24 protein-coding genes are annotated in these 23450 nt (G+C 71.7%); 11 read left to right on the forward strand and 13 right to left on the reverse strand.

The features are described 5' to 3' along the window. Window positions 1–359: 359 nt before the first annotated feature. Together ABZ793_RS18065 and ABZ793_RS18070 are read right to left on the reverse strand one after the other, a co-directional pair. Window positions 360–692, reverse strand: coding sequence for a hypothetical protein (locus ABZ793_RS18065; protein ID WP_357458317.1), 333 nt, complete (start codon window positions 690–692; stop codon window positions 360–362). A gap of 31 nt (window positions 693–723) precedes the next feature. After that, window positions 724–1068: a hypothetical protein gene (locus ABZ793_RS18070; protein ID WP_350703425.1), complete on the reverse strand. Its 345-nt coding sequence runs from the start codon at window positions 1066–1068 to the stop codon at window positions 724–726. Window positions 1069–1331: 263 nt separating this feature from the next. On the opposite strand from ABZ793_RS18070, the gene ABZ793_RS18075 reads away from it, so the two are divergent. From ABZ793_RS18075 to otsB, 3 genes are all read left to right on the forward strand, one after another. Continuing rightward, window positions 1332–1772, forward strand: coding sequence for a helix-turn-helix transcriptional regulator (locus ABZ793_RS18075; protein ID WP_357458321.1), 441 nt, complete (start codon window positions 1332–1334; stop codon window positions 1770–1772). Between the two features lie 162 nt (window positions 1773–1934). Further along, on the forward strand, window positions 1935–2288 hold the full coding sequence (locus ABZ793_RS18080) for a hypothetical protein (protein ID WP_357458324.1): 354 nt from the start codon (window positions 1935–1937) through the stop codon (window positions 2286–2288). 103 nt (window positions 2289–2391) lie between these two features. Next, the gene (gene otsB / locus ABZ793_RS18085; protein WP_357458327.1) at window positions 2392–3216 is read left to right on the forward strand and encodes a trehalose-phosphatase; all 825 of its coding nucleotides are present in this window, start codon (window positions 2392–2394) and stop codon (window positions 3214–3216) included. Between the two features lie 27 nt (window positions 3217–3243). Here the strand turns inward: otsB and ABZ793_RS18090 are convergent, their stop codons facing one another. The 4 genes from ABZ793_RS18090 to ABZ793_RS18105 form a co-directional block, all read right to left on the reverse strand. Then, window positions 3244–4014, reverse strand: a complete 771-nt coding sequence (locus tag ABZ793_RS18090; protein WP_350678538.1) for an isoprenyl transferase — start codon at window positions 4012–4014, stop codon at window positions 3244–3246. A 31-nt stretch (window positions 4015–4045) separates the two neighbouring features. After that, window positions 4046–5188, reverse strand: coding sequence for a geranylgeranyl reductase family protein (locus ABZ793_RS18095; protein ID WP_357458330.1), 1143 nt, complete (start codon window positions 5186–5188; stop codon window positions 4046–4048). Window positions 5189–5718: 530 nt separating this feature from the next. Further along, a complete protein-coding gene (locus tag ABZ793_RS18100; protein WP_357458333.1) occupies window positions 5719–6597 on the reverse strand; it encodes a hypothetical protein in 879 nt (292 codons plus the stop codon). A gap of 43 nt (window positions 6598–6640) precedes the next feature. Continuing rightward, a complete protein-coding gene (locus ABZ793_RS18105) occupies window positions 6641–8482 on the reverse strand; it encodes a phosphoenolpyruvate carboxykinase (GTP) (RefSeq protein ID WP_357458336.1) in 1842 nt (613 codons plus the stop codon). Between the two features lie 374 nt (window positions 8483–8856). On the opposite strand from ABZ793_RS18105, the gene ABZ793_RS18110 reads away from it, so the two are divergent. Together ABZ793_RS18110 and ABZ793_RS18115 are read left to right on the forward strand one after the other, a co-directional pair. Continuing rightward, the gene (locus tag ABZ793_RS18110; protein WP_357458339.1) at window positions 8857–9429 is read left to right on the forward strand and encodes a GtrA family protein; all 573 of its coding nucleotides are present in this window, start codon (window positions 8857–8859) and stop codon (window positions 9427–9429) included. A 64-nt stretch (window positions 9430–9493) separates the two neighbouring features. Further along, a complete protein-coding gene (locus tag ABZ793_RS18115; RefSeq protein WP_357458342.1) occupies window positions 9494–10222 on the forward strand; it encodes a GtrA family protein in 729 nt (242 codons plus the stop codon). Window positions 10223–10286: 64 nt separating this feature from the next. On the opposite strand, the gene ABZ793_RS18120 is transcribed toward ABZ793_RS18115, so the two are convergent. Beyond that, the gene (locus ABZ793_RS18120) at window positions 10287–10859 is read right to left on the reverse strand and encodes a PH domain-containing protein (RefSeq protein WP_357458344.1); all 573 of its coding nucleotides are present in this window, start codon (window positions 10857–10859) and stop codon (window positions 10287–10289) included. A 173-nt stretch (window positions 10860–11032) separates the two neighbouring features. Next, on the reverse strand, window positions 11033–11908 hold the full coding sequence (locus ABZ793_RS18125) for a biotin--[acetyl-CoA-carboxylase] ligase (RefSeq protein ID WP_357458346.1): 876 nt from the start codon (window positions 11906–11908) through the stop codon (window positions 11033–11035). A gap of 136 nt (window positions 11909–12044) precedes the next feature. On the opposite strand from ABZ793_RS18125, the gene ABZ793_RS18130 reads away from it, so the two are divergent. Then, window positions 12045–13628, forward strand: a complete 1584-nt coding sequence (locus ABZ793_RS18130; RefSeq protein ID WP_350703448.1) for an acyl-CoA carboxylase subunit beta — start codon at window positions 12045–12047, stop codon at window positions 13626–13628. 48 nt (window positions 13629–13676) lie between these two features. Here the strand turns inward: ABZ793_RS18130 and ABZ793_RS18135 are convergent, their stop codons facing one another. The 3 genes from ABZ793_RS18135 to ABZ793_RS18145 all read right to left on the reverse strand — a co-directional run bounded on the left by ABZ793_RS18135 (window position 13677) and on the right by ABZ793_RS18145 (window position 16069). Next, a complete protein-coding gene (locus tag ABZ793_RS18135) occupies window positions 13677–14579 on the reverse strand; it encodes a hypothetical protein (protein ID WP_357458349.1) in 903 nt (300 codons plus the stop codon). Beyond that, entirely contained in the window at window positions 14572–15072 is a 501-nt protein-coding gene (locus ABZ793_RS18140; RefSeq protein WP_357458352.1) for a SigE family RNA polymerase sigma factor, read from the reverse strand. The genes ABZ793_RS18135 and ABZ793_RS18140 overlap by 8 nt, the downstream gene beginning before the upstream one ends. A gap of 253 nt (window positions 15073–15325) precedes the next feature. Beyond that, window positions 15326–16069, reverse strand: coding sequence for a M50 family metallopeptidase (locus ABZ793_RS18145; protein ID WP_357458354.1), 744 nt, complete (start codon window positions 16067–16069; stop codon window positions 15326–15328). Between the two features lie 101 nt (window positions 16070–16170). Here ABZ793_RS18145 and ABZ793_RS18150 point away from each other — a divergent pair, with 101 nt between their 5' ends. Together ABZ793_RS18150 and ABZ793_RS18155 are read left to right on the forward strand one after the other, a co-directional pair. After that, complete coding sequence (locus tag ABZ793_RS18150; protein ID WP_357458357.1) at window positions 16171–16740, forward strand: Uma2 family endonuclease; 570 nt, start codon at window positions 16171–16173, stop codon at window positions 16738–16740. 81 nt (window positions 16741–16821) lie between these two features. Continuing rightward, on the forward strand, window positions 16822–17577 hold the full coding sequence (locus ABZ793_RS18155; RefSeq protein ID WP_357458359.1) for a GH25 family lysozyme: 756 nt from the start codon (window positions 16822–16824) through the stop codon (window positions 17575–17577). A 125-nt stretch (window positions 17578–17702) separates the two neighbouring features. Here ABZ793_RS18155 and ABZ793_RS18160 read toward each other — a convergent pair whose 3' ends face one another. Both ABZ793_RS18160 and ABZ793_RS18165 read right to left on the reverse strand, forming a co-directional pair. Then, on the reverse strand, window positions 17703–17933 hold the full coding sequence (locus ABZ793_RS18160; RefSeq protein WP_357458362.1) for a hypothetical protein: 231 nt from the start codon (window positions 17931–17933) through the stop codon (window positions 17703–17705). Window positions 17934–18023: 90 nt separating this feature from the next. Then, the gene (locus ABZ793_RS18165; RefSeq protein ID WP_357458365.1) at window positions 18024–19949 is read right to left on the reverse strand and encodes a protein kinase; all 1926 of its coding nucleotides are present in this window, start codon (window positions 19947–19949) and stop codon (window positions 18024–18026) included. Between the two features lie 92 nt (window positions 19950–20041). Here ABZ793_RS18165 and ABZ793_RS18170 point away from each other — a divergent pair, with 92 nt between their 5' ends. From ABZ793_RS18170 to mycP, 3 genes are all read left to right on the forward strand, one after another. Then, window positions 20042–20254 carry an acyl-CoA carboxylase epsilon subunit gene (locus ABZ793_RS18170; protein ID WP_357458368.1) on the forward strand — a complete coding sequence of 71 codons (213 nt, stop codon included), beginning with the start codon at window positions 20042–20044 and terminating at the stop codon, window positions 20252–20254. 146 nt (window positions 20255–20400) lie between these two features. After that, complete coding sequence (locus ABZ793_RS18175) at window positions 20401–20862, forward strand: hypothetical protein (protein WP_357458369.1); 462 nt, start codon at window positions 20401–20403, stop codon at window positions 20860–20862. 1525 nt (window positions 20863–22387) lie between these two features. Beyond that, window positions 22388–23443: a type VII secretion-associated serine protease mycosin gene (gene mycP, locus ABZ793_RS18180; protein WP_357458503.1), complete on the forward strand. Its 1056-nt coding sequence runs from the start codon at window positions 22388–22390 to the stop codon at window positions 23441–23443. The last annotated feature ends 7 nt before the right edge of the window (window positions 23444–23450 follow it).

Consider the following 23450-nt stretch of genomic DNA (forward strand, 5'->3'; position numbering starts at 1 on the left):
ATCCGCCACCCGCGTTCCGCCTCCTCCGGTGCCCGGGGACACGGGGTCGGATGCGGAACCCCGTGCGCGAGGTCGCAGATCCGGGCGGACCGGCTGGCTCGGGGGAACCCCGTGCCATGCCTAGACGCTAGCGGCGTCGGACCCTCCGGGCTAGAGGGCGATCGTGGATCTCCGGGGACCGGCACGTTAACAGGCGTCGGCGGCGGAACCGGCCGGGATGCATGCCCCCTGCGCGCATCCCGGCCGGTGGGACCACCGTCACCGGTCTGACGTGGTCCCGACGGTGCGTGTCCGCCGCGGACGACGCACCGTGCCCTGGGTACCGGCCGACGGGGCCTCGGGATCCCCGTCGACCGGGCTCAACCGGTCCGCCGCACGAGGGTGCCGGTCGGGTGCCGCCCGGTGACCGGGGCGGCCGGCGCCGCGAACGACGAGCCGGTGTAGGTGGTGCCCGGCCGGACCACCGTGCCGGTGACGCGGGTGGTGGGCGACGGGCCGGCCAGCGCCGACGCGATGGCCGCCTGGGCGTCGCGGCGGCGTCGGTTCCAGGCGCCCCGGTCGCCGTCGAAGTAGCCCTGGCGGTAGCCGAACCGGTAGCCGATCCGGTAGCTGAGCTGCCCGTGCAGCCGGCCGGCGGCGTAGCTGGTGGCGCCGAGGACGAGGACGAGGAAGACCGCGAGGAAGGGGCTCATCCGGCGGCTCCGGCGCGCCGCGGGTGCCCGGTCATCGCTCCTCCGGCTCGATCGAGGTGGGATCGGCGACCAGGAGCCGCTCCAGGTCGTCCGTGCTGACCTCCTCGACCAGCTCGACGCTGATCCGGCAGCCGTCCAGGACGACCTCGGCCACCGAGGCCCGGCGGATCTCGCCGCCGGCGTCGTACACCCGGACGCTGAGCTCCGGACAGCCGAGGTGGGTACGCCAGGTGTCCCACTCGGTGCGGTCGCCGACGCTGAGCGAGAGGTAGCGGCAGCCCCGGGCGACGTAGAGGCGCCAGGGCGCGCTCAGGCCGGCGGCCACTCCCTCCGCGATCAGGCCGAAGGCCTGGGCTCGGGTGGCGAGTTCGGTCACCACACCCCCCTCGCGCCGGGGGCGTGACGCATGTGAGCACTGATCGTCTCATGCACGTGACACACCGTAGGTTGTCTCATGGGCGTGACAGTATCAGCTTTTCGTCTGTTTACTCCGCCTCTACGGGCACCTACTCTGCCCAGGTGACACCCCTCAGAAGCAGTGCCGGATCGTTTACCGGCAGGCCGACATTCGCGTCTCGTCCGCGTGACACCAGCGTGCCGGGACGGGCACGACTGGCCGGCGGGTCGTACCGTCACGACGTGACCGAGACGGCCAACGCACGGAAGATCGCCTTCGCCACCTTCGTCCGTCGGGCGCTCGACGAGGCCCGGGCCACCCGGGCCTGGACCGGCACCGAGGTCTCCCGTCGCACCGGGGTTTCCCGGCAGACCATCAACCGCTGGGTCCGGGGCGACTGGGCCAGCGACCCGGAGGCCGAGCGCGTGGTGGCGTTCTGCGAGGGCCTCGGGCTCAACCCGGCGACCGCCTTCGTCGCGCTGGGCTGGGACCGCACGGCGACGCCCCGCAGCACCCCCACCCCGCCGCCGATGGACCCCGACGTCGAGGCGCTGCTGCGCCGCCTCGTCGATCCCGACGTCTCGGACGCGGAGAAGTTCCACATCCGGGAGACCATCCGTTACCTCGCATATCGCCCGACCATGCCGGCCGATGCCCGAAAACGAGGTAAACAGGCCGGGTAGTTCCTCAGATGGCGAAAGAACAGCAGGTCAGACCCATTCGTTTCGCTCCGGGGCCGGAACGGGCACGCTAGCGTCCCTACTCGTACTGCTTGGGCTCGTCGTCGGCGGGGGGACGGGACAAGGCCGAACCCAGCCCTGCGGGACAGAAGGAGGGGTCTGTCCATGACCCTGAAGTGGATGGCAGTCGTCATCGCCACCGTGTCGGTGACACTGGGCGTGACCGGAAACGTGGTGACGCTGGCGGTGAACGGCGGGCAGCTTCCCCTGCTCGTCAACCTCCTCGCGCTCACCACCGCCGGCACCGCGGTCGTCCTGGCCGTGGTCGCCGAGCTGCACGACCGGCTGAACGACCGGATCAGCGCGCTCGCCGACTTCCTGGTGAGCCGACTCAAGGAGATCGAGGAACGCAGCGGCGACCGGAACACCGGGTTCGTGGAGGGCTACCTGCTCAGCCACGGCCAGGAGGCGGCCGTCGTGCCGTTCGGGCGACGGGGACGGGGAGCCGCCGAACGCTGACCCCGCCAGGCCCGCCTCCCGCGCCGACCGCTCCTCCGGACGCCGGCCGGACCTCACCGTTCGACCGGGATTGAGCCGACCCGGCCGGGGTACGCTGACGCGCGTGCCGCCGTTGAACCATGGCAACCAGCAGCCGAAGACCCCGTTGGACGCCGACCATGCCTGGCGGACGACCGCCGGGCGGGCCGCCGCGACGGTGCTCTTCTTCGACTTCGACGGCACCCTGGCGCCGGTCGACGACGACCCCACCGCGGTGCGGCCCGCGCCGAACGTGCTCGCCGCGATCGAGGCGCTCGCCCCCGTCGTACGGCGGATCGCGATCGTCTCCGCGCGACCGGTCGAGTTCCTCCGCGACCGCCTCGGCGGGCTGGCCGGGATCGACCTGTACGGCCTCTACGGCCTGGAGCACAGTCACTCGGGCGGCGAGACCGTGACCGAGCCGGCGGCCCTGCCGTGGGTGCCCACCATGGCCGAACTGGCCGAGCTGGCCCGGGCCGAGCTGCCCCAGGGCGCGCTGGTGGAGTACAAGCGGCTCTCCGTGGCGCTGCACTGGCGTACGGTGCCGCAGCTCGGCGACACCGTGGAGCGGTGGGGCCGGGCCCAGGCCGAGCGGCTCGGGCTCAAGGTCCAGGCCGGGCGGATGGTGCTGGAAGTCAAGCCGCCGGTCGACCGGGACAAGGGCATGGTGATCGACGAGGTGGTCCGGGACGCCCAGGGCGCCTGGTACTTCGGCGACGACGTCTCCGACATCAAGGCGTTCGCCGCGCTGCGGGCCCGGGCCGCCGCCGATCCGCACTTCTTCGGCGTCTGCGTCGCCGTCGCCAACCCGGAGACCGGCCACGAGGTCGCGGAGGCCGCCGACCTGACCCTGGACTCCCCCGCCGCGCTCGGCGACTTCCTCACCGCCGCCGCCCACCACCTCACCTGACGCGTCGGGGCGGCCGGAGCCGGGAGGTCAGGCCCCGTAGCGGCGCTGCCGGTTGGCGTAGGAGCGCAGGGCGCGGAGGAAGTCGATGTGGCGGAAGTCCGGCCAGTTGAGTTCGCAGAAGTAGAACTCCGAGTGCGCGGACTGCCAGAGCATGAAGCCGGACAGCCGCTGCTCGCCGCTGGTGCGGATGACCAGGTCCGGGTCGGGCTGGCCCCGGGTGTAGAGGTGCTCGGCGATGTGCTCGACGTCCAGCACCTCGGCCAGCTCCTCGATGGTGCCGCCGGAGGCGGCGTGCTCCAGCAGCAGGGAGCGCACCGCGTCGGTTATCTCCCGCCGGCCGCCGTAGCCGACCGCGATGTTGACCTCGGCCCCGCCACTGCGCTCGCGGGTGCGCTCCTCGGCGGCCTTCAGCGCCGCGGCGGTCGACGCCGGGAGCAGGTCAAGCGCGCCGACCATGCGCAGCCGCCAGGGGTTCCCCTCCTCGGCCAGCTCGACCACGAGGTCCTCGATGATCTGCAGCAGCGGGTCCAGCTCGCTGGCCGGCCGGCGCAGGTTGTCGGTAGCCAGGAGGTAGAGCGTGACGTGCGCGATGCCGGCCTGGTCGCACCAGCCCAACACGTGCTTGATCTTCGCGGCGCCGACCCGGTGCCCGTCGTTCGGGTCGACGTAGCCCATCTCCCGGGCCCACCTGCGGTTGCCGTCGCACATCACGCCGACGTGTCGGGGCACCGGCTTGCCCGCGAGCTTGGCCGTGAGGCGACGCTCGTACACCGAATAGATCAGGTCCCGCAGAGTCATCACCTTGCAGCGTAGCGACCTGTCCCGCCGATCACCCCCTCGGATGGCGTTCCCACGCCGCCAGACCGATGCCGATCATGCCCAGCGTGCGGGCGTCGAGCCGCCCGTCGCCCAGCCCCAACTCGACCACCGTCCGGTAGACCCGGTCGTCCCGGCGGGCCGCCCGGACCGCCGCGTCGACCACCCGCCGGCGCCGGGCCAGCCAGGCCGCGAACGAGCTGTGCCGCAGGTGGGCGCCGAGCCGGCGGCGCAGCGCCGCCGCGTACCGCCGGGCGGCCTGCTCGGGCGGGCCGGCGGCCGCCGCGCCGGCGAGCGCGCCGGAGAGCAGGGCGTAGAAGATCCCCTCGCCCGTGAACGGATTGATCAGCGAGAGCGCGTCGCCGGCGAGCAACATGCGGCCGCGCCCGGGCGGCGGGCGGTGCGTCGACAGCGGCAGGTGGTGCGCCCGCAGGTCGGTCACCGTGGCCAGGTCCGTGCCGGGCAGCAGCGCGCCGAGCCGGTCGACCAGGTGCGCCCGGCTCAGCGGCTCCCCCCGCAGCACCTCCCCGTACCCGACGTTCGCCCGGCCGTCGCCGATCGGGAACGACCAGGCGTACGCCGGCCAGCGCGGCGCCGAGGTGACGATGAGCTGTTCGGGCGGGCCGGGCAGCGCCGGGGCGTATCCCCGGATGGCGAGCGCCAGGTGGCGGTCGGGGTTCACCCGGTGCCCGAGCGCCCGCCGGACCACCGACCCGGCGCCGTCCGCGCCGACCACCACCCGGGCGGCCAACTCCCCGTCGAGCACCACCCGGTCGGCGCGGACCTCCACCCGCCGCACCGCGTGCCGGCACAACCGCGCGCCGGCCGCGACCGCCGCCGCCACCAGCCGGGCGTCGAAGACCGTCCGGGGCACCGTGTACGCCGGCCGGGGCAGCGCCCGGGCCACCGTGCCGCCACCGGGCCCGACCAGACGCAACGCCGGCAGCGGCGCGTGTCCGGCCACCGCGTCGGGCACACCCAGCTCGGCGAGCACGTCCAACGCGTGCGCCGCGATGCCGTCCCCGCACGCCTTGTCCCGGGGAAAGTCGGACCGGTCCAGCAGCAGGACGCTCGCCCCCGCCCGCCGGGCCGCCAGCGCGGCGGCCGACCCGGCCGGACCGGCCCCGACCACCACCACGTCGAACTCGTCGCTCACCGCGTCGCCTCCCTCCGGCCGGCGTCACCGGCCCGCCCCGGCCGGCGCGGCAACCCGTCCTGCCCGCCATTCACCGGTCCGGCGATTCGTCGTGCCCGGCGATCCGTCCTTGCCCGGCGAACCGTCATGCCCGGCGAACCGCCAGTGCCCGGCGAACCGTCGGGTCCGGTCACCGCCCCGCCGGTCCGACTGCCTCCCGGCTTCCCACGCTCCCGGCCTCCTGACCTTCGGCCTTTCGGCCTTCCGGCCATCCTGCCGTCGCGCACGCGCAGCGCGCCGATGCCGCACCGGCACGTCCGTCAGCACGTCGTCGACCCGGCACCGACCAACGGCTCGGGTCCTGTCGAGCTGCCCGCACAGACAGGGCACCAGCCGGGCGGCCAGCCTCGTCATTCCGGCGGTCCCATGGACGGGGCAGCTCGACAGCGCTCGACAGCGGCCCGTGATCTGTCCCGACTCGTCGCTCCGTCAGGCCGGTGCGGCGCGCCCGGTTGCCCCGGCCCGGCTCGGTTCGCCCGGTGCGCTCGGGTTCACCCGGCACGCTCGGAAAGCCCGGCGCGCTCGGTTCGCTCGGCGCGGGTCGCGCGCCACAGGCCGTAGACCGTCAGGGCGGCGGCGGCCAGCAGCGGGCCGCCGTCGCGGACCAGCCCGTCCAGCCCGAGCAGCCACCAGCACAGCGGCAGGTCGACGGCGAGCACGACGACGGTCACCGCCACCAGCAGGATGCGCGCCCAGCCCTTGCCGCGCATCAGGAAGGCGGTGCAGAACAGTACCGCGTAGCTGGTCACGATGCCGGCGGCGAACCAGAACAGCACTGCCGGCACGGCGGTCAGCCGGTCGTCCAGCACGGCGCCGCCGGCGACCAGGGCCGGGACCAGCATCAGCGGGCTGTAGGTGAACGCGGCAACCCGGCTGGTGAGCAGCCAGCCGTTGACCTCGGGCCGGCGGGGTGGGGTCTCCCGCCAGGAGATGCCACTACGGTCGATGACCAGCCGGGGCCGGTGGCGGACCAGGTGCCCGGACACCGCGGGCGAGCGGTAGAGCAGCCAGATCACGGCCGCGCAGAGGGCGGTGATCAGGGCGAACCCGAGCAGCCCGGGCAGCGGCGGCACGCCCTGCCGGGGCACGATCAGCCGCCCGACGGCGAACACCGTGGTCACCGCGAGGATCAGCCCGAACGGCCGGGCCACCGTCCGGCCGCGACGGACGTGCCCGATCAGCAGCAGGAAGCCGAGCGAGCGGAGCATGGCCCAGCCGGTGCGTACGGCCAGCCCGAAGCCCTGCTCCGGGGCGTACCACCAGTTGAGCAGTTCGACCACGACGGTGGCCGCCGCGGTCAGTGCGAGCAGCGTGGTCAGCGCCCGGACGGCGGACGGCCGCCGGACCTCGGTCTCGGCGGCCGTCCTCATGGGAACCGATGATGCCCGGTACGGGCGTCGATCACACCTGTCGTCAGCGCTGCGGCTCCGCGTCGAGCCGGGCGCGCAGCGCGTCCAGCTCGGCCCAGAGCACGCCCGGCAGCTTGTCGCCGAACTTCTCGAACCACTCGGTGACCAGCGGGAGTTCGTTGCGCCACTCCTCCGGGTCGACCTTCAGCGCGATCCGGACGTCCTCCGGGGTCATGTCCAGGCCCTCGACGTCGAGCGCGTCCTGGGCCGGGACCATGCCGATCGGCGTCTCCACCGCCTCGGCGCGCCCCTCGATCCGCTCGACGATCCACTTGAGGACGCGGGAGTTCTCGCCGAAACCGGGCCAGAGGAAGTTGCCGTCCGGGTCCTTGCGGAACCAATTGACGTAGTAGATCTTCGGCAGCTTGGACTCGTCGCCGTCGGCGCCCTTGCCCATCTCGATCCAGTGCCGGAAGTAGTCGCCGGCGTGGTAGCCGATGAACGGCAGCATCGCCATCGGGTCGCGCCGGACGACGCCGACCGCGCCGGAGGCGGCGGCGGTGGTCTCCGAGGAGAGCGTCGCGCCCATGTAGACGCCGTGCACCCAGTCGCGGGCCTCGGTCACCAGCGGGATGGTGTCCCGGCGACGGCCACCGAAGAGAATCGCGTCGATCGGCACGCCGTTCGGGTCGTAGTAGTCCTCGGCCAGGATCGGGCACTGGGTGATCGGGGTGCAGAACCGGCTGTTCGCGTGCGAGGAGAGGTTTTCGCTCTCCGGCGTCCAGTCGTTGCCCTTCCAGTCGATAAGGTGCGCCGGCGGCTCACCCATGCCCTCCCACCAGATGTCCCCGTCGTCGGTCAGGGCCACGTTGGTGAAGATGGAGTTGCCGCGGTCCAGCGTCCGCATCGCGTTGGCGTTGGTCTTCCAGTCCGTGCCGGGCGCGACGCCGAAGAGGCCGTACTCGGGGTTGACGGCGTAGAGGCGGCCGTCGGGGCCGAAGCGCATCCAGGCGATGTCGTCGCCGATGGTCTCGACCTTCCACCCCGGAACGGTCGGCTCGAGCATGGCGAGGTTGGTCTTGCCGCAGGCCGACGGGAACGCCCCGGCGACGTGGTAGACCTTGCCCTCCGGCGAGGTGATCTTGAGGATGAGCATGTGCTCGGCGAGCCAGCCCTCGTCGCGGCCCATCACGCTGGCGATCCGCAGCGAGTAGCACTTCTTGCCGAGCAGGGAGTTGCCGCCGTAGCCGGAGCCGAAGGACCAGATCTCCCGGGTCTCCGGGAAGTGCGAGATGTACTTCGTCTCGTTGCACGGCCACGCCACGTCCTGCTGCCCGGGGGCCAGCGGGGCGCCGATGGAGTGCAGCGCGTGGACGAAGTCCGCGTCGTCGCCCATGGCCTCCAGGACCTTGGCGCCCATCCGGGTCATGATGCGCATGGAGGCGACCACGTAGGGGCTGTCGGTGATCTCGACGCCGAACATGGGGCTCTCGGCCTCGACCGGGCCCATGCAGAACGGGATGACGTACATGGTGCGCCCGCGCATGCAACCGCGGTACAGCTCCGTCATCGTCCGCTTCATCTCGGCCGGCGCCATCCAGTTGTTGGTGGGGCCGGCGTCCGCCTCGTCGACGGAGCAGATGAAGGTGCGCTCCTCGACCCGGGCGACGTCCGTCGGGTCCGTCCGCGCGTAGAACGAGTTGGGCTTCTTCTCCGGGTTGAGGCGGATCAGGGTGCCCGCCTCGACGAGCTCATCGGTGAGGCGCCGCCACTCCTCGTCGGACCCGTCCACCCAGACGACACGATCGGGGGTGGTCAGTTCAGCGACCTCACGGACCCAGGCGAGCAGTTTGGGGTGGGACGTCGGGGCCTGATCGATACCCCGAACGGTAGCCGGAGCAACCATGACACATCTCCTTGGTGGTCGACGCTGACCGGTCTATGGGATGCACGAGTCTTGACGGCGCTGCGCGCCCTTACGGCGCGGTGCGTCGCCCTTCGTGGAAACCTGGGATTGGCCTCAGCGTAAACCGGGTGGCGTCGCCAGTCAGTGGGACTGGTTGTGAAGAACTGCACAAGGTGCGGTCACGCTGCGGCATCACGAGCTAATACCCGCTTTCGCGCGCAGTTTCACGCAAATCCTGTGGGAAACACCGATGGCCGACCCGCCGCGTCCCGTCGACGGACTCGCGAACCGTCCCGCTCGACCGCCCCGACTCGTTACGCTCTGTCCACAGGCGCACACCCGTGCGGGTCGCCCGTCGTTGCTACCCGTGTGGGATGCAACCAGCCGGTAGGCTCGGCGTCGTGGCCGCGACGATGACCGGGGAGCCAGGCTCCCGGCAGACCCGCCCGGGTCTGGCCCACGCACTGGTCGAGCGTTTCGGCCAGCTCGTCCGCGAGATGAGCAAGTTCGCCACCGTGGGCGGGATCGCCTTTCTGATCGACTTCGCGCTCTTCAACTACATGACGAGCGTGCGGGGCGTCGAGCAGGTGACCGCGAAGACCGTCTCGACGGTGATCGCGGCGACCGTGGCGTTCGTCGGCAACCGGTTCTGGACGTGGCGGCACCGCAAGCGCTCCAACCCGGCCCGCGAGTACGCGCTGTTCTTCTTCTTCAACGGCGTCGGCCTGGGGATCGCGGTCGCCTGCCTGGCCATCAGCCGCTACGGCCTGGGCAGCATCTGGCCGGAGGTCTTCCAGACCCCGTTGGCCGACAACATCGCCAGCTTCATCGTCGGCACCGGGCTCGGGACGCTGTTCCGATTCTGGTCCTACCGACGGTTCGTCTTCGTGGAAGCGGGAACCCCAGCCGTTCCGGAAGTGAAGCACGACCGAGACCACCGGGCGTGACCTGCCGCCCACCTCGTCCCGGCCGGAGCCTCCCGGCCCCGCCCACTGCCCTAAGGTGTTCCGCATGCGTCTTGTCCGTCTGCTGCCCGAGCGCTGGCAGAAGTTCATCCACGAGGCGCTCAAATTCGGCATCGTCGGCGGCGTCAACACCGTCATCAATTACGCGGTGTTCAATGCCCTGGCACTCACCGTTTTTGTCGACGGCCAGTTGAAGGCGACGGTCATCGCCACCATCGTGGCGACCATCACGTCGTATCTGATGAATCGCCACTGGACGTACCGCGACCGCCCGAAGTCGGCGATGCGACGCGAATACGCCCTGTTCTTCCTCTTCAACGGAGCCGGCCTGCTCATCGAGCTGGGCGTCCTCGCCGCCGCCAAGTACGGCCTGGGCGTGACCAGCCTGCTGGCCCTGAACGTGGCGAAGACCGGCGGCGTGCTGCTCGCGACGCTGTTCCGGTTCTGGTCCTACCGGACGTTCGTCTTCCAACCGGCACCAGCCCACGCCGCCGAGACGTGGCACAGCATCCCGCGCGACGAGTGGGACACGATGGCCGAGATGGACCCGGTGGCGGAGCTGGCCGAATCCATCTCCGAGCTGGAGGAGGCGCAGCCACCACCGGGCGCCGAACGGCGCGGCCCGGCCCCCGTGCCGGCGACCGGCCAGAGCGCCCCGCTCCAGGGCCGCCCCGTGCCGCTCGACGCCGGCATCGGCGGCTCCCTCGACCGGGAGCTGGAGGCCGAGCTGGCCGCCGAACTCCAGGCCAGCACCCGCCGCACCCCGCGCCGCTGACCCGCCACGCCCCGCGCCGCCGCGCCGTTACCGGGCGGGCGGGCGGACGGGCGTGGGGCCGGACTCAGGCGGTGGGGTCGCGCAGCGGCTTCCCCTCGTTCATGTCCGCCAGGATGTCGCGCATCTCGGCGTCGCCGAGGGAGTGCTTGTCGTGGTGGGCCTCGACCAGCTCGTAGAGCTTGGTCTGGACCTGGCCGACCCCAGGCACGTCGTGCAGGACGGACTGCCCGCGCTCGCCGGCGGACTCGATGGTCAGGGTGCCGCAACCGAGCAGGCGCTCGACGAACCGCTGGTTCATCGCGTGGTCGTTGACCCGGGTGAGCGGGATGTCCCGCCGGTCGCGGGAGAGCACGCCGTGCTGGAGCAGCACCCGCTCGTTCGTGAAGAGGTAGTGGGTGGTCCGCCAGACCAGGAACGGCCAGAGCGCCAGCCAGAGCACCGCCACCAGGGCCAGCACCCCGATCACGGCGAGCGCGATCGAGCCGCCCCCGCCGGACGGCAGCAGGACCATGCCGGCCACCACCGCCGCGACGGCGAGCACGAGCACCGCGACCGGCCGGATCAGCGCCTTCCAGTGCGGGTGCAGGTGCAGCACGACATGCTCGTCCTCGGTGAGCACGTCATCGGGGAACGCCACGGGAACCTCCTCGCAGAAACGGACGCGCTGACCGTAACCGCTCTCCCTCCCGCCGCGACATCAGCCGCGCGGCGATCCCGCCCCCGCGATCTTGCGGTGTCGGCCCCCGTCTCGCGGCTTTCGCCCCGTTCGCCAGGGCAAAGTGCAAGCTCGCGGGAAGGAGAGGCCGGGGGTCAGCGGAGGTGGAGGACGTCGCCGGCGGCCAGGGCGCGCACGCCCGTGGGGGTGGTGACCAGCAGTCGGCCGTCGGCGTCCACGCCGGTCGCGGCGCCGGTGATCTCCCCGCCGCCGGGCAGCAGTACGCGTACCTGGCGGCCGATCGTCGCGCAGGCGGCCAGGTAGGCGTCGCGCAGCCCGCTGGCGACCGCGTCCCCGCCGGCCGAACGCCAGCGGGCGTACCAGTCGGCGACCGAGCGGAGCAGGGCCCGCAGCAGCGGATCGCGGTCGGTGGCCGCCGCGCCGGCCAGTTGCAGCGAGGTCGCCGGCAGGCCGGTCGGGTGCTCCGGCAGCTCGTCGGCGCGGAGCGTGACGTTGAGGCCGATGCCGAGCACGATCGCGGGCGGCTGCGCCGGCGAGTCCCCCGGCACCGCCTCGGCGAGGATCCCGGCGCACTTCGCGTCGCCGATCAGCAGGTCGTTGGGCCACTTCAGGCCGGCGTCCAGCTCGGCCAGCCGGGCCACCGCCTCGACCAGGGCCACGCCGGCGAGCAGCGGCAGCCAGCCGTACCCCGACGGGGGCACCGGCGGCCAGCCACGGTCGGTGACGGCCTCCCCCGGCCGGAGCAGGACGCTGGTGGCGATGCCCGCCCGCGCCGGTGACTGCCACGCCCGGCCGCGCCGGCCGCGTCCGGCGATCTGCCGCTCCGCGACCACCACCAGCCCCTCCGGCTCGCCGGCCCGGGCCGCCTCGGCGACGTCCGCGTTGGTCGAGCCGGTCTCGACACGCAGCTCCAGCCGCGCCCACGGCCCGTGCGGGGCGACCAGCGCCCGCCGCAACCGGGCCGCCGACAGCGGCGGACGGTCCAGATCGGTGTACGGCGAGCCCGGCATCCCGTCAGCCTACGGCCCGCCCGACGCCCACCCGCCGGCCGCCGGGCGGGCGTCCGTGGGCGTCGTCGCCGAGCGGTCGCCGGGCTGAGGCGAACTGCACAGGGGCGACGGCCTGAACCATCGTTATATTCCCAGGGTGACTACCGAGACCGGGATCAACATCCACAGCACCGCGGGAAAGCTGGCTGACCTGGAGCGACGGGTCGATGAGGCGGTGCACGCCGGGTCGGCGCGCGCGGTCGAGAAGCAGCACGCGAGGGGCAAGAAGACCGCCCGCGAGCGGATCGAGATGCTGCTCGACGAGGGCTCCTTCGTCGAGTTGGACGAGCTGGCCCGGCACCGGTCCACCAACTTCGGGCTGGACAGGACCCGCCCGTACGGCGACGGCGTGATCACCGGCTACGGCACCATCGACGGCCGCCAGGTCTGCGTGTTCGCCCAGGACTTCACGGTCTTCGGCGGCTCCCTCGGCGAGGTCTTCGGCGAGAAGATCGTCAAGGTGATGGACCTGGCCATGAAGATCGGCTGCCCGGTCGTCGGCATCAACGACTCCGGCGGTGCCCGCATCCAGGAGGGCGTGGCCTCGCTCGGGCTCTACGGCGAGATCTTCTTCCGCAACGTCCGGGCCAGCGGAGTCATCCCGCAGATCTCCCTGATCATGGGCCCGTGCGCGGGGGGCGCCGTCTACTCCCCGGCGGTCACCGACTTCACCGTGATGGTCGACCAGACCTCGCACATGTTCATCACCGGCCCCGACGTCATCAAGACCGTCACCGGCGAGGACGTGGCGATGGAGGAGCTGGGCGGCGCCCGTACGCACAACTCCCGCAGCGGCAACGCGCACTACCTCGCCAGCGACGAGGAGGACGCGATCGAGTACGTGAAGGCGCTGCTGTCGTACCTGCCGTCGAACAACCTGGACGAGCCGGTGGTCTACGAGGCCCCCGCGGACCTCTCCGTGAGCGACGAGGACCGGGAGCTGGACACGCTGATCCCCGACTCGGCGAACCAGCCGTACGACATGCACCGGGTCATCGAGCACGTCCTGGACGACGGCGAGTTCCTGGAGGTCCAGCCGCTCTACGCGCAGAACCTGATCATCGGCTACGGCCGGGTCGAGGGGCGCCCGGTCGGCGTGGTCGCCAACCAGCCGATGCACTTCGCGGGCACCCTGGACATCGCCGCGTCGGAGAAGGCCGCCCGGTTCGTGCGCACCTGCGACGCGTTCAACATCCCGGTGCTGACCTTCGTGGACGTTCCCGGCTTCCTGCCCGGCACCGGCCAGGAGTGGGACGGCATCATCCGCCGCGGCGCGAAGCTCATCTACGCGTACGCCGAGGCCACCGTCCCGAAGGTCACCGTCATCACCCGCAAGGCCTACGGCGGGGCGTACGACGTGATGGGCTCCAAGCACCTCGGCGCGGACCTGAACTTCGCCTGGCCGACCGCGCAGATCGCGGTGATGGGCGCGCAGGGCGCGGTGAACATCCTCTACCGGCAGGAGCTGGCCGCCGCCGAGGACCCGGCCGCCGTGCGGGCCGAGAAGATCACCGAGTACGAGGACACCCTCGCCAACCCGTACATCGCGGCCGAGCGCGGCTACGTCGACAGCGTCATCCCGCCGCACGAGACCCGCACGCAGATCGTCCGCGCCCTGCGGGTGCTGCGTACCAAGCGCGAGACCCTGCCCCCGAAGAAGCACGGCAACATCCCGCTGTAAGGACATTTCCGGAGGTCCCCGCGTCCTCGTGGAGGCGGGGACCTCCGTTCAGCAGCCGGGGTTCGCCGCCGCGCACATCCGGTGCGCCGCGGTCCTGCCCAACGCCTCCAGCTCGGCGTGACTCAGGCCACGGCCGGGACGGACGCCGTCGACCGTGTCCGCGACGGCGCCCGGGCCGGTCGCGACCACGGTGACCAGGTCACCGACCCGCACCACCATGGTGACCTCGACCGCCGGGGTCGCGGCCACCACCTTCCCGTCGCCCGCGCTGCGGGGGGCCAGCGACACGTGGCGCAGCATCACGGACTCGTCGCCGGCGAAGCCGCTGGCCGGCGTTTCCCACCGGTGCGTCTGGACGGTCGGCACCGTGCGGCCGTCCACGAACGCGGAGCCGGCGAGCTGCCATTCCGCACAGGCGTTGAGCAGCAGCCCGACGAGGCCGAAGACCAGCCGCCCCTGGCCCGGGTCGACCCGGTACACGTCCTGGGTGAGCACCGGTTGTCGCGTCGTCGGGTCCACCGGCGCCCGGAGCAGGGTCCGGGACCGCGAATAGCGGGACGTGGCCGGGCCCGACGGCACACCCCGTTCGCGGCCGCAGGACTCCAGCACCGGGTCGACCCGTACCGGCTCCACCACGCCCGTCTCACCGAGCTGCACACCCGTCTTCAGGGGCACGTCCCGGGGGGTGAGCAGGGCCTCCTGCGGGACCTCGGCCGACGCGGCGTGCGCCGGAGACACCAGGGTGGCGGCGACCGGGGGCGGCGGCGACACCGGCCGCCCGGCCACCGCGTACGCGGAACCCGACATCACGGCGAGCACCGCGACCGCCGCCGTCAGCGCCGTACGCCGGCTGCGCCGGCGGGCCCGGGCACGGATCTCGGCGGGCTCCGGCCAGCGGACGTCCCGCAGGTCCCGGTGCAGCCGGTCGACGAACCTCGTCTCGTCACGCATCGGCGGCCTCCTTCAGATCAGAGACGGCGAGCAGCCCGGCCAGCGCGGCGCGCCCACGGGAGAGTCGGGCCTTGACCGTGCCCACGGGGGCGTCGGTCTGCCGGGCCACCTCGGCCACCGGCATGCCGACCAGGTAGTACAGGGCGATCGCGGTGCGCTGCTCCTCGGGCAGCCGGCGCAGCGCGGCGACCACGTCGACGGTGTCGGGATCCGGGCCGGGAACGGTATCGGTGGCGCCGTGCCGCAGGTAGGCGCGGGCGCGGCTGCGCAGGCTGCGCCAGCGGCTGACCGCGATCCGACTGGCCACCACCCGCACCCACGCCTCCGGCTCCTCGTACGCGCTCACGGTCGACCAGCGCTGCCAGGCGCGCACGTACGCCTCCTGCACGGCGTCCTGCGCCTCGGCGAGGTCACCGGTGAGCACGTAGACGAAGCCCAGCAACCGTTGCCGGCTGCCCCGGTAGAACTCGTCGAAGCCGTCGACGTCCGGCACCCTGCTACCTCCCCCGTGACGGTCGCAGGGAACACGCGCCGGCCGGGGCCGTCGGTTGCCCGGTCAACCGATCATTTTCGCCAGCTCCGCCGACCGGAACCCGCCGGCCGGAACCCGATCCCGCAGCGCGCGGCGGACCGCAAGCTCGGGCCCATTCTGCCCGCTCGCGCTTCCGCGCCCTCCCCGGCGACGGCGGACGGCCTGGTCAGGCGTGGTGTCTCCCCGTACTTTCCCCGTGCCGGGTCGGCGCCGCTCAGAGCGTGATGCCGGCCTCGGCGAGGATCGGGCCAGCGAGCAGCAGCGCGCCCGCGCCGAGGGCGACCAGGTTGACCAGGGCGAACACGGTGACCCAGAAGAACGCCGGCAGCGGAGTGATCCCGGCGAGCTGGTCGGCGTCGGAGGCGGGCATCCGTCCCCGGGAGCGCAGCCGTTGCAGCTCCACCACGGGTCGCACGCCGCCGAGCAGCAGGAACCACACCCCGGTGTACGCGAACGCCGCCTGCACCTGCGGCGTGGCGTACCAGGAGACGGCGAGCACCACCCCGCCGGTGACCAGCAGCGAGAGCACGCCGAAGACGTTGCGGATCATGACCAGCATGGCCAGTAGCAGCGCCACGGCGACCCAGAGCAGCAGGGTGATCCGGTTGCCGCCGAGCAGCCACGCGCCGGCCAGCCCGACCAGCGGGGGGGCGACGTAACCGGCCAGCAGGGTGAGGATCATCCCCGGGCCGGCGGGCCGGCCGGCGGAGAGGGTGAGCCCCGAGGTGTCCGAGTGCAGCCGGATGCCGTGCAGCCGGCGGCCGGTGAGCAGCGCGACCAGCGCGTGCCCGCCCTCGTGGGCGATGGTGACGGCGTTTCGGGCGATCCGCCAGGGCAGCCGGGTGGACACGACCACCAGCGCGACGACGGCGGTCAGCAACACCAGCAGGGGCGGTGGGTCCGGCTGCGCCGCGAACAGCTTGTCCCAGAGACCGCCGAGCCCGTCGATCGACACCATGGGGCGCGAGCCTACCGGCCCGGACCTGTGTCGCTACGCCCTCGTCGGTCCGTATCGTGTGAAGCTGACCTGGTGGCGATCGGAGCGGGACGTGGACGCCGGTGAGCGCGACACCCCTGGAACCCCACGTCGGCCTGTGGACTGAGGCCGAGTACCTCGCCATGGGCGAGACTTCGAACCGGGTCGAACTGCTCGACGGGAGCCTGATCGTGAGCCCTGCCCCGAGCAAGCGACACCAGTCGGTGTCGAGGCTGCTGGCCAACAGCCTCGACGGCGCGGCCGGCGCCCTCGCGGTCTTCGAGGCGGTGAACGTCCGCCTCGGGGTCGACCGGATCGTCATCCCGGACGTTGTCGTCGCCGACACCGACGACGAGGGCACCGTGGTCGAGGCGGGCGAGGTCGTCCTCGTCTGCGGGATCGTCTCTCCGGGGAACGCGGCGGCCGACCGACTGGTCAGGATGCCGCTCTACGCCATCGCCCGGATTCCCTGGTATCTGCTGGTCGAGCAGGACGGCCAGACCCACTCGTTGCGGCTGTTCCGGCTGGACGGTGCGCACTACGTCGAGGACCAGGTCGCCAAGGCGGGCGAGCGCCTCACCCTGACCGAGCCGTTCCGCTGGGGTGTCGACCCGGCTTCGCTGCGCCGAGTCCAACGTCAGTCGTCAATGTAAATTTGTTTAGCGCCCCTTGTGATCGAGGACGCTTATCTTCAAAGATGGTCGTCAATTCCATCGGCGTCCTTGGAGGCATCCATGACCCGTACCAGACCATCGCTGCGCAGAATGCTCGCCACCGGCCTCACCGCGCTCGCCACCGTGGCGGCGGGGCTCGTCGCCACCAGCACCCCGGCGGCCGCGGCCACCACGCCCGGCATCGACGTCTCCCGCTACCAGGGCAGCATCAACTGGACGAGCGTGCGCAACGCCGGGATCCAGTTCGCCTTCATCAAGGCCACCGAGGGCACGAGCTACAAGGACCCGAACTTCAATAGCAACTACACCAACTCGTACTACGCGGGGGTGATCCGGGGGGCGTACCACTTCGCCCGGCCGAACATCTCCTCCGGGGCGATCCAGGCGAACTACCTGGCCTCCAACGGCGGCGCCTGGTCGGCCGACAGCCGCACCCTCCCCGCCGCGCTGGACCTGGAGGCCAACCCGTACAGCGGAGGGTACTGCTACGGCCTGAGCACGTCCGGGATGCGCAGCTGGGTCCAGGACTTCCTCAACACCTACCGCTCGCGTACCGGCCGCTACGCGGTCATCTACACGACCACCAGCTGGTGGAACACGTGCACCGGCAGTTGGACCGGCCCGTGGGCGAACCACCCGCTCTGGATCGCCCGCTGGTCCACCTCCCCCGGCACCCTGCCGGCCGGGGCGCCGTTCTGGAGCTTCTGGCAGTACACCGACAGCGGCAGCGTCGCCGGAATCAGCGGCCCCGTCGACCGCAACTACTGGAACGGTGACCGTACCCGGCTGATCGCGCTGGCCAACAACACCGCCTGAGCCTGACTCGCCTGGGGAGGCAGTTGGCGGCAGCGGGATCGGCTGTCACCGTACGGTCGACAACTGGTCCGGCTGCCGCCACGCCACCAGCGCCGGTGTCAGGCCCACCGTCGGGCCTGCGGGCGTCAGGCCCGCCGTCGGGCCGCCACCGGAACGGTCACCGCGTTGTCGCGGGCGAGCCCACCACGCCGCGTGATCCGCCAGGCCGCCACTGCGGCGAGGGCGACGGTGACGACGCTGAGCAGCGCGAACAGTGCCGACAGGCCGGCGCCGACGAGCAGCAGGACGACGTCGCCGAGGGCCACGAGCATCCACAGTGCCACCCGGGGCCGGGCGTCCTTCCGTCGGTAACCCATGTCGTGCCTCCCTTCCGTCGTGAAGGGTCAGATACCCCGTACGACGGAAGGTCATGCGAATCAACCTCGCAGCGGCACGAATCCCGCGGATCAGTCCTTGCGGTCGGGCACGAACCCGCTCGCGATCCGGTCGAAGTTGGGCAGGTTGGCCTGCCAGTCCGCCGCGGCGACCTCCCACCGAAGGGCGTAGCCGCGGTTCTTGGCCGTCACGAAGCCCCGGTTGCGGACGTGGATCCGCGTGCCGTCGCGGGTCTCCAACCACTCCCAGTCCGCGCAGGTCTTCCAGTAGTCACAGCGCTCGATGCTCAGGTACTGGTAGTTGTTGACGATTTTCTTGCGGGCCGACTCGATTCGCCTCCATTCGGCGGCCGCGTCCGACTTCGGCGTGCTCGTCCACTGGACGAGCAGTTCGCCGACACCGCCGGGCTCGTCGAAGATGACGGTGTCCGCTCCGCCGCTCCGGCGCACCCAGCCCTCCGGCAGCGGCAATTCGAACCCGGCCGGGTCCTTGTGCAGCTTCCAGCCGGCCGGCAGTTCCGCCGCCGAGGGGGTGGCGGACGGCGTCGCTCTGGGGGCGGCGCTGGTCGGTGGGGGCGCGGCGGGCCCCGACGTCTGCGGTGCCTGCGAGGCGGCAGTGGTCGGGTCGGCCTGCGGGGTGTCGCCGTCGCCGTCGCCGCTGGTCAGCATCGGCACGACCAGCACCAGGCCGACCAGCAGCAGCGCCACCAGCACCCCGATCAGCACGTTGCGCCGGGTGTTGTCGGGCTTCGTACCGTCGGGAGACACCACCGTGGCGCGGCCGGACGGCGGGCTCACCGGCGCGGGCATCACTGGCGCGGGCATCACCGACGTGGGGTTCACCGGCCTGGGCGGCGCGGGGCTCACCGGCTCGGCCGACGAGGTGCCAGCCGCCGGCTTCGGTGCCTCGACCTTCGCCGTCGGCGCGGTGTCGGACGTCGACGGCTCGACCTTGGCGGTCGGCGCGGCATCCGAGGCGGCGGACGCGCTCTCGGCCGCCACGGTGACACTGGCGGAGGCGACCGCCTCCTGCGGCGCGCGGGGCGTCGGCGGGCTGACCGGCCTGGCCGCCGGGTCCTCGGCCGGTCGCGGCGCCGGCACCAGCGGCGGGCGCGGCTCGCGCGGGCCGTTCGGCCCCGGCCGGCGTACGCCGTCGAGCAGCGGGATGGTGCGGGTGCGCTTGCCGCCGGCACGGCGCAGCAGCTTCTCCGCCACCTCGGCGGTGATCCGCTCGTTCGGGTCCTTGCGCAGCAGGCCGTTGAGCACCGGCTTGAGCGGGCCGGCGTTCTTCGGCGGCGGGGGTGCCTCGGTGGCGAGCGCCGCCAGGGTGGCGATCGCCGACGGCCGGGCGTACGGCGACTTGCCCTCGACCGCGGCGTAGAGGGTGGCGCCCAGCGACCAGAGGTCGGCCTCCGGCCCGGCGGTGCCGTCGCGGGCCCGCTCCGGCGCGATGTACGCGGGCGAACCGAGCACCATGCCCGTCCGGGTCACGTTCGGGTCGCCGGGGATCGTGGCGAGACCGAAATCGGTCAGTACCACCCGGCCGTCGTTGCCGAGCAGCACGTTGCCCGGCTTGACGTCGCGGTGCATCACGCCGGCCTTGTGCGCCGCCTTCAGCGCGCCCAGCACGCCGAGCCCGATCTCGACCGCACGCGCCGGCGGCACCGGACCGTCCTCGGCGAGGGTGTCCTGCAACGACTTCGACGCCACGTACTCCATGACGATCCACGGGTCGCCGTCGGTGCGCAGCACGTCGAAGATGCGGACCACGTTGATGTGGTTGAGCCGGGCGATGGCCCGGGCCTCGCGCAGCGACCGCTCCCGCATCTCGCGGCGCTCGTCGTCGGTGAGGCTGGGCGGCGGGACGAGCTCCTTGATCGCCACGTCCCGGTGCAGCACCTCGTCGCGCGCCTTCCACACCCGACCCATGCCGCCCTGACCGAGCGGCGAGAGGAGCCGGTATCGGTCAGCGACGAGTTGGGGCAGCGCGTTAGACATCGCCCAGACGGTACCCGGCGGGCACGACGCTCACACCGCCGGCACGCCACTGTGCGGTTCAGGTCAAGCTTGCCGCCGCGTACGCTGACGCCATGTCTGCCGAAGAGCCGCTGTTCCGGGTCGTCCGCGGGGTCCCCACCGCCGAGGAGCTGGCCGCGCTGGTGGGCGCGATCGTCGTCCGGTCCCGTCCGGCCGCGGCACCCTCGCCGGCCGCCGCGTCCGCCTGGGCGCGCAGCGGGCGACCGGCCACCGCGACGCCCGTCGCCGGTCCCGGCGGGTGGCGCGCCTCCGGCCTGCCCCGCTGACCTTTTCCCGGTACGGATCACCCCAGCTCGGTGCCCCTGCCCACCCTGCCGAACGGCTCGAGTGTGCGAGGTTGGGGCTGCCGACAGCGTCGGACACCCATTAACCTCACTCAGGGAAACGGCGCAGTGACGGATAGGGAGGGCCGATGATCCCCGAGGAGGACCGTCCAGCGTCCTGGCTCCGCGGTTACGGCGGCATCGAGGCCGACATCCGCCGGTTACGCGAGTTCGCCGACAAGCTCCAGGCCGAGGTGGAACGCAACTACGCCCCCCACCTGTCGTACATCGCCGAGGACATGAAGGCGCCGGTGCCCAACCCGGCCGACGCCTTCATCGAGCTGGTCAACTTCCTGCGCGCCCACCACGAGACCCAGCAGGCCACCGCCGACATGGTCTGGGGCGTCCGCGACGCCACCGGCCACCTGGCCGGGGCCGCCAGCGTCGTCGCCGCGCGCTACACCGACTCCGACGCCTTCTCCTCCGCGCGGGTGGCCGACGTCGAGCGGGCGCTCGCCAACCCGGCGACCGCCGCGTCACGCGGCCCGTCACCCGTGTTGCACGATCCCACCGGGCCGGAGACGGGGCCGGGGCGGGTGGTGCTGCCGTGATCGAGCGGGGCAGCGGCCGCACGTCCGGCCTCACCGACTGGCGGCTGATGGACGTGGCCAGCATGTGGGCCTGCCTCCAGGACCACGACACCACCAACCACTGGAAGCAGGTCGCCGGCTGGCGCAAGGTCTGCGACCTTGCCCGGACCCACCTGAGCCGGCTCCAGGAATACCGGCGCGGGCTGGCGGAGGCATGGCCCCCGGAGACCAACGAGGCAGCCCGGGCGTACGTCCGCGAGCTCGACGAGCTGATCGACAAGGTGCAGCGCACCCACGACGCGGCCAGCGCCAACTACACCGTGCTCTCCGCCGCGACACAGGCCATCGGGACCACCCGCGCCGAACTCAAGAAAATCTACGACGAGTACGCCGTCAAGCTCCAGGAGAAGCGGACGTACGAGGCGACGCTCGCGGACCCGAAGGCGGCCATGGGCAGCCGCGTCCCCGACCGCCCCGTGACGGACGCCGACCTGGAACGGCTCAACGTCCAGGCACGGGGCATCATGTACGGCCTCAGCGGCGAACTCCAACACGCCCAAGTAATGCTCCAAAAGCCCCCTCCCGTTAGGCCGCCGAAACACACAGATAATCCGGATATCTATGGCGGCTCGGATATCGCACCGATCATTCCCCCGATCGTTCCGGCACCAGTGCAAGGAAAATCTGAGGCGCTCTCGCCGGGGCCAAGTCGCACCCTTAAGCCTGTCTCCACTCCGACAGCGCCTGGCAGCGGGCCAGTCCTTGGAGGCGCCGGCGTTGGGCTAACTCCGACGCCAGCCAATCCCGCGTTGCCCGCCACGGCACCTTCATCCCCTTCGACCGGGCCAAACCTCGGAATGCCGTCAGGACTCCCCCCGCGCGCTCCGAGCCGGCCGTTTCCAACTGGTTCAACATCCGGTCAGCCAGGTCAGGCGAGGCCGCCCATTGTGGGCGGCGTGAACGGCCAACCAAGTGCCGCTTCACCATCTCAACCAAGGCCGATGCCGCCGGGCGGCCTTATCGGCGGAGCACCTGGGATGGGTCTCAGCCAGCCGGGGGCAACTAATAGCCAGCCACGTCGGGTCAACCCGATCGGTGGGGTGATCGGTGGAGGAGGCGCTGGCACCGCGCCAACGGGTGGAGCCGGTTCTCGACCAGGTGGCGGACGAAGTTTTGGTTCGACGCATGGGGCACCCCCCTTCGGCGGTTCCCCAGGCATGGGTAGCTACGCCGGCACAGGAAGCACTAGCAGCATCGGCGCGACACCCGGACGGTCTGCGCATTCCGATAAGAGCGATGACGAACTGCGTCGGTGGGATCCCGACCATCCTTGGGAAGTGGACCAAGGAGTGACCCCAGTGGTCCGTCCGCCAGACGAGGAAGGCCCAATCGATCCAGGGCCTGCCATCGGCTTCAACAGGTGAGAATACGGCCAGCCGGCAAAATGCTGGCGGTACTAACGCTATGGGTTACAACGCTGTGGACGTTCAATGCAGCTGCGGCCGTATCGAGTTCCACAGCACCACATCCCACAGAGTCCGTCCAAATCCGAGGCGACCAGTGGCATTTGCGCTACCTAAATGCAACTGACGCGCACCGGATCACGCAAGGCGAGGGTGTGGTAGTCGCCGTTCCGGACACTGGCGTGGATCCACACCCGGACCTGCGGAACAACTTACTTCCCGGGGTTGACCTAATTCCCGGGGGCGTTGGCGACGGCCGGCAAGACCTAGACGGTCACGGCACATCCATGGCTGGCCTCATCGCTGCTCACGGCCGGAGTCCAACCGAAGGAGCGCTAGGCGTCGCCCCGAGGGCGAAGATTCTGCCGATATTCGACTCCCCACCGAACGACGATGGTGAGCCAGATGCGCTCGCTCAAGGAATCGAATACGCGATATCACAAGGCGCTGAGGTCATAAGCATTTCTAGCGGCGGCACGTCTAGCCCTCGCCTCGATCAGGCGGTCGGCACCGCTTTGGCCTCGAATATCGTCGTGGTAGCGGCGGCGGGCAACAGTCCCGAGGACGCACGCGTAAGCTACCCTGCGTCAAAGGAGGGCGTAATAGCTGTCGGTGGAATCGATCGCGTAGGAAGACATGCGGCCGTCTCCGTGACCGGTCCAGAGATTGATGTAGTTGCGCCTGCCGTTGATATCTATAGCACCAGCTACGACGGAAAATACTCGAAGGGCGCTGGCACATCGGGAGCTACAGCGATCGTGGCCGGGGCTGCTGCACTGATTCGGTCGAAGTACCCGTACCTCCCGGCCTCCGAGGTAGTGCATCGGCTCACGGCCACCGCCGTCGACAAGGGACCACCGGGACGGGACGACGAGTACGGCTACGGGGTCATCGACCTCGTAGCGGCGCTGACGGCAGACGTACCCCCGCTGGGCTTCGGTTCGGCGACGGCGAGCGGCCCGGCGCCCACCGCCTCGACCACGACGGCGGTCGCGGAGCCCGCCGGCGACAGCGACGGCGGAGCGACAGCCCGTGGCCTGGTCACCCTCGGTGTGATTGTGGCTGCCGGTGGCGCCTGGGTCCTGGTTGCGCGTCGCCGGCGCCACGGCGACGACCCACCTCCCCGGATCAGCCGGTAACGTCGGC

Source organism: Micromonospora sp. NPDC047465, from assembly GCF_040643125.1.
In the GTDB taxonomy this organism is placed as follows: domain Bacteria; phylum Actinomycetota; class Actinomycetes; order Mycobacteriales; family Micromonosporaceae; genus Micromonospora.

What these genes read in the sequence shown, in the direction of transcription:
- ABZ793_RS18145 (WP_357458354.1), bottom strand. Translation starts at nt 16,069, where the DNA reads ATGGTGTCGATCGACGGGCTCGGCGGTCTCTGGGACAAGCTGTTCGCG.
- ABZ793_RS18065 (WP_357458317.1), bottom strand. Translation starts at nt 692, where the DNA reads ATGAGCCCCTTCCTCGCGGTCTTCCTCGTCCTCGTCCTCGGCGCCACC.
- ABZ793_RS18160 (WP_357458362.1), bottom strand. Translation starts at nt 17,933, where the DNA reads ATGGGTTACCGACGGAAGGACGCCCGGCCCCGGGTGGCACTGTGGATG.
- ABZ793_RS18090 (WP_350678538.1), bottom strand. Translation starts at nt 4,014, where the DNA reads ATGACTCTGCGGGACCTGATCTATTCGGTGTACGAGCGTCGCCTCACG.
- ABZ793_RS18155 (WP_357458359.1), top strand. Translation starts at nt 16,822, where the DNA reads ATGACCCGTACCAGACCATCGCTGCGCAGAATGCTCGCCACCGGCCTC.
- ABZ793_RS18175 (WP_357458369.1), top strand. Translation starts at nt 20,401, where the DNA reads ATGATCCCCGAGGAGGACCGTCCAGCGTCCTGGCTCCGCGGTTACGGC.
- ABZ793_RS18110 (WP_357458339.1), top strand. Translation starts at nt 8,857, where the DNA reads ATGCAACCAGCCGGTAGGCTCGGCGTCGTGGCCGCGACGATGACCGGG.
- ABZ793_RS18080 (WP_357458324.1), top strand. Translation starts at nt 1,935, where the DNA reads ATGACCCTGAAGTGGATGGCAGTCGTCATCGCCACCGTGTCGGTGACA.
- ABZ793_RS18170 (WP_357458368.1), top strand. Translation starts at nt 20,042, where the DNA reads ATGTCTGCCGAAGAGCCGCTGTTCCGGGTCGTCCGCGGGGTCCCCACC.
- ABZ793_RS18135 (WP_357458349.1), bottom strand. Translation starts at nt 14,579, where the DNA reads ATGCGTGACGAGACGAGGTTCGTCGACCGGCTGCACCGGGACCTGCGG.
- ABZ793_RS18105 (WP_357458336.1), bottom strand. Translation starts at nt 8,482, where the DNA reads ATGGTTGCTCCGGCTACCGTTCGGGGTATCGATCAGGCCCCGACGTCC.
- ABZ793_RS18125 (WP_357458346.1), bottom strand. Translation starts at nt 11,908, where the DNA reads ATGCCGGGCTCGCCGTACACCGATCTGGACCGTCCGCCGCTGTCGGCG.
- ABZ793_RS18100 (WP_357458333.1), bottom strand. Translation starts at nt 6,597, where the DNA reads ATGAGGACGGCCGCCGAGACCGAGGTCCGGCGGCCGTCCGCCGTCCGG.
- ABZ793_RS18165 (WP_357458365.1), bottom strand. Translation starts at nt 19,949, where the DNA reads ATGTCTAACGCGCTGCCCCAACTCGTCGCTGACCGATACCGGCTCCTC.
- ABZ793_RS18115 (WP_357458342.1), top strand. Translation starts at nt 9,494, where the DNA reads ATGCGTCTTGTCCGTCTGCTGCCCGAGCGCTGGCAGAAGTTCATCCAC.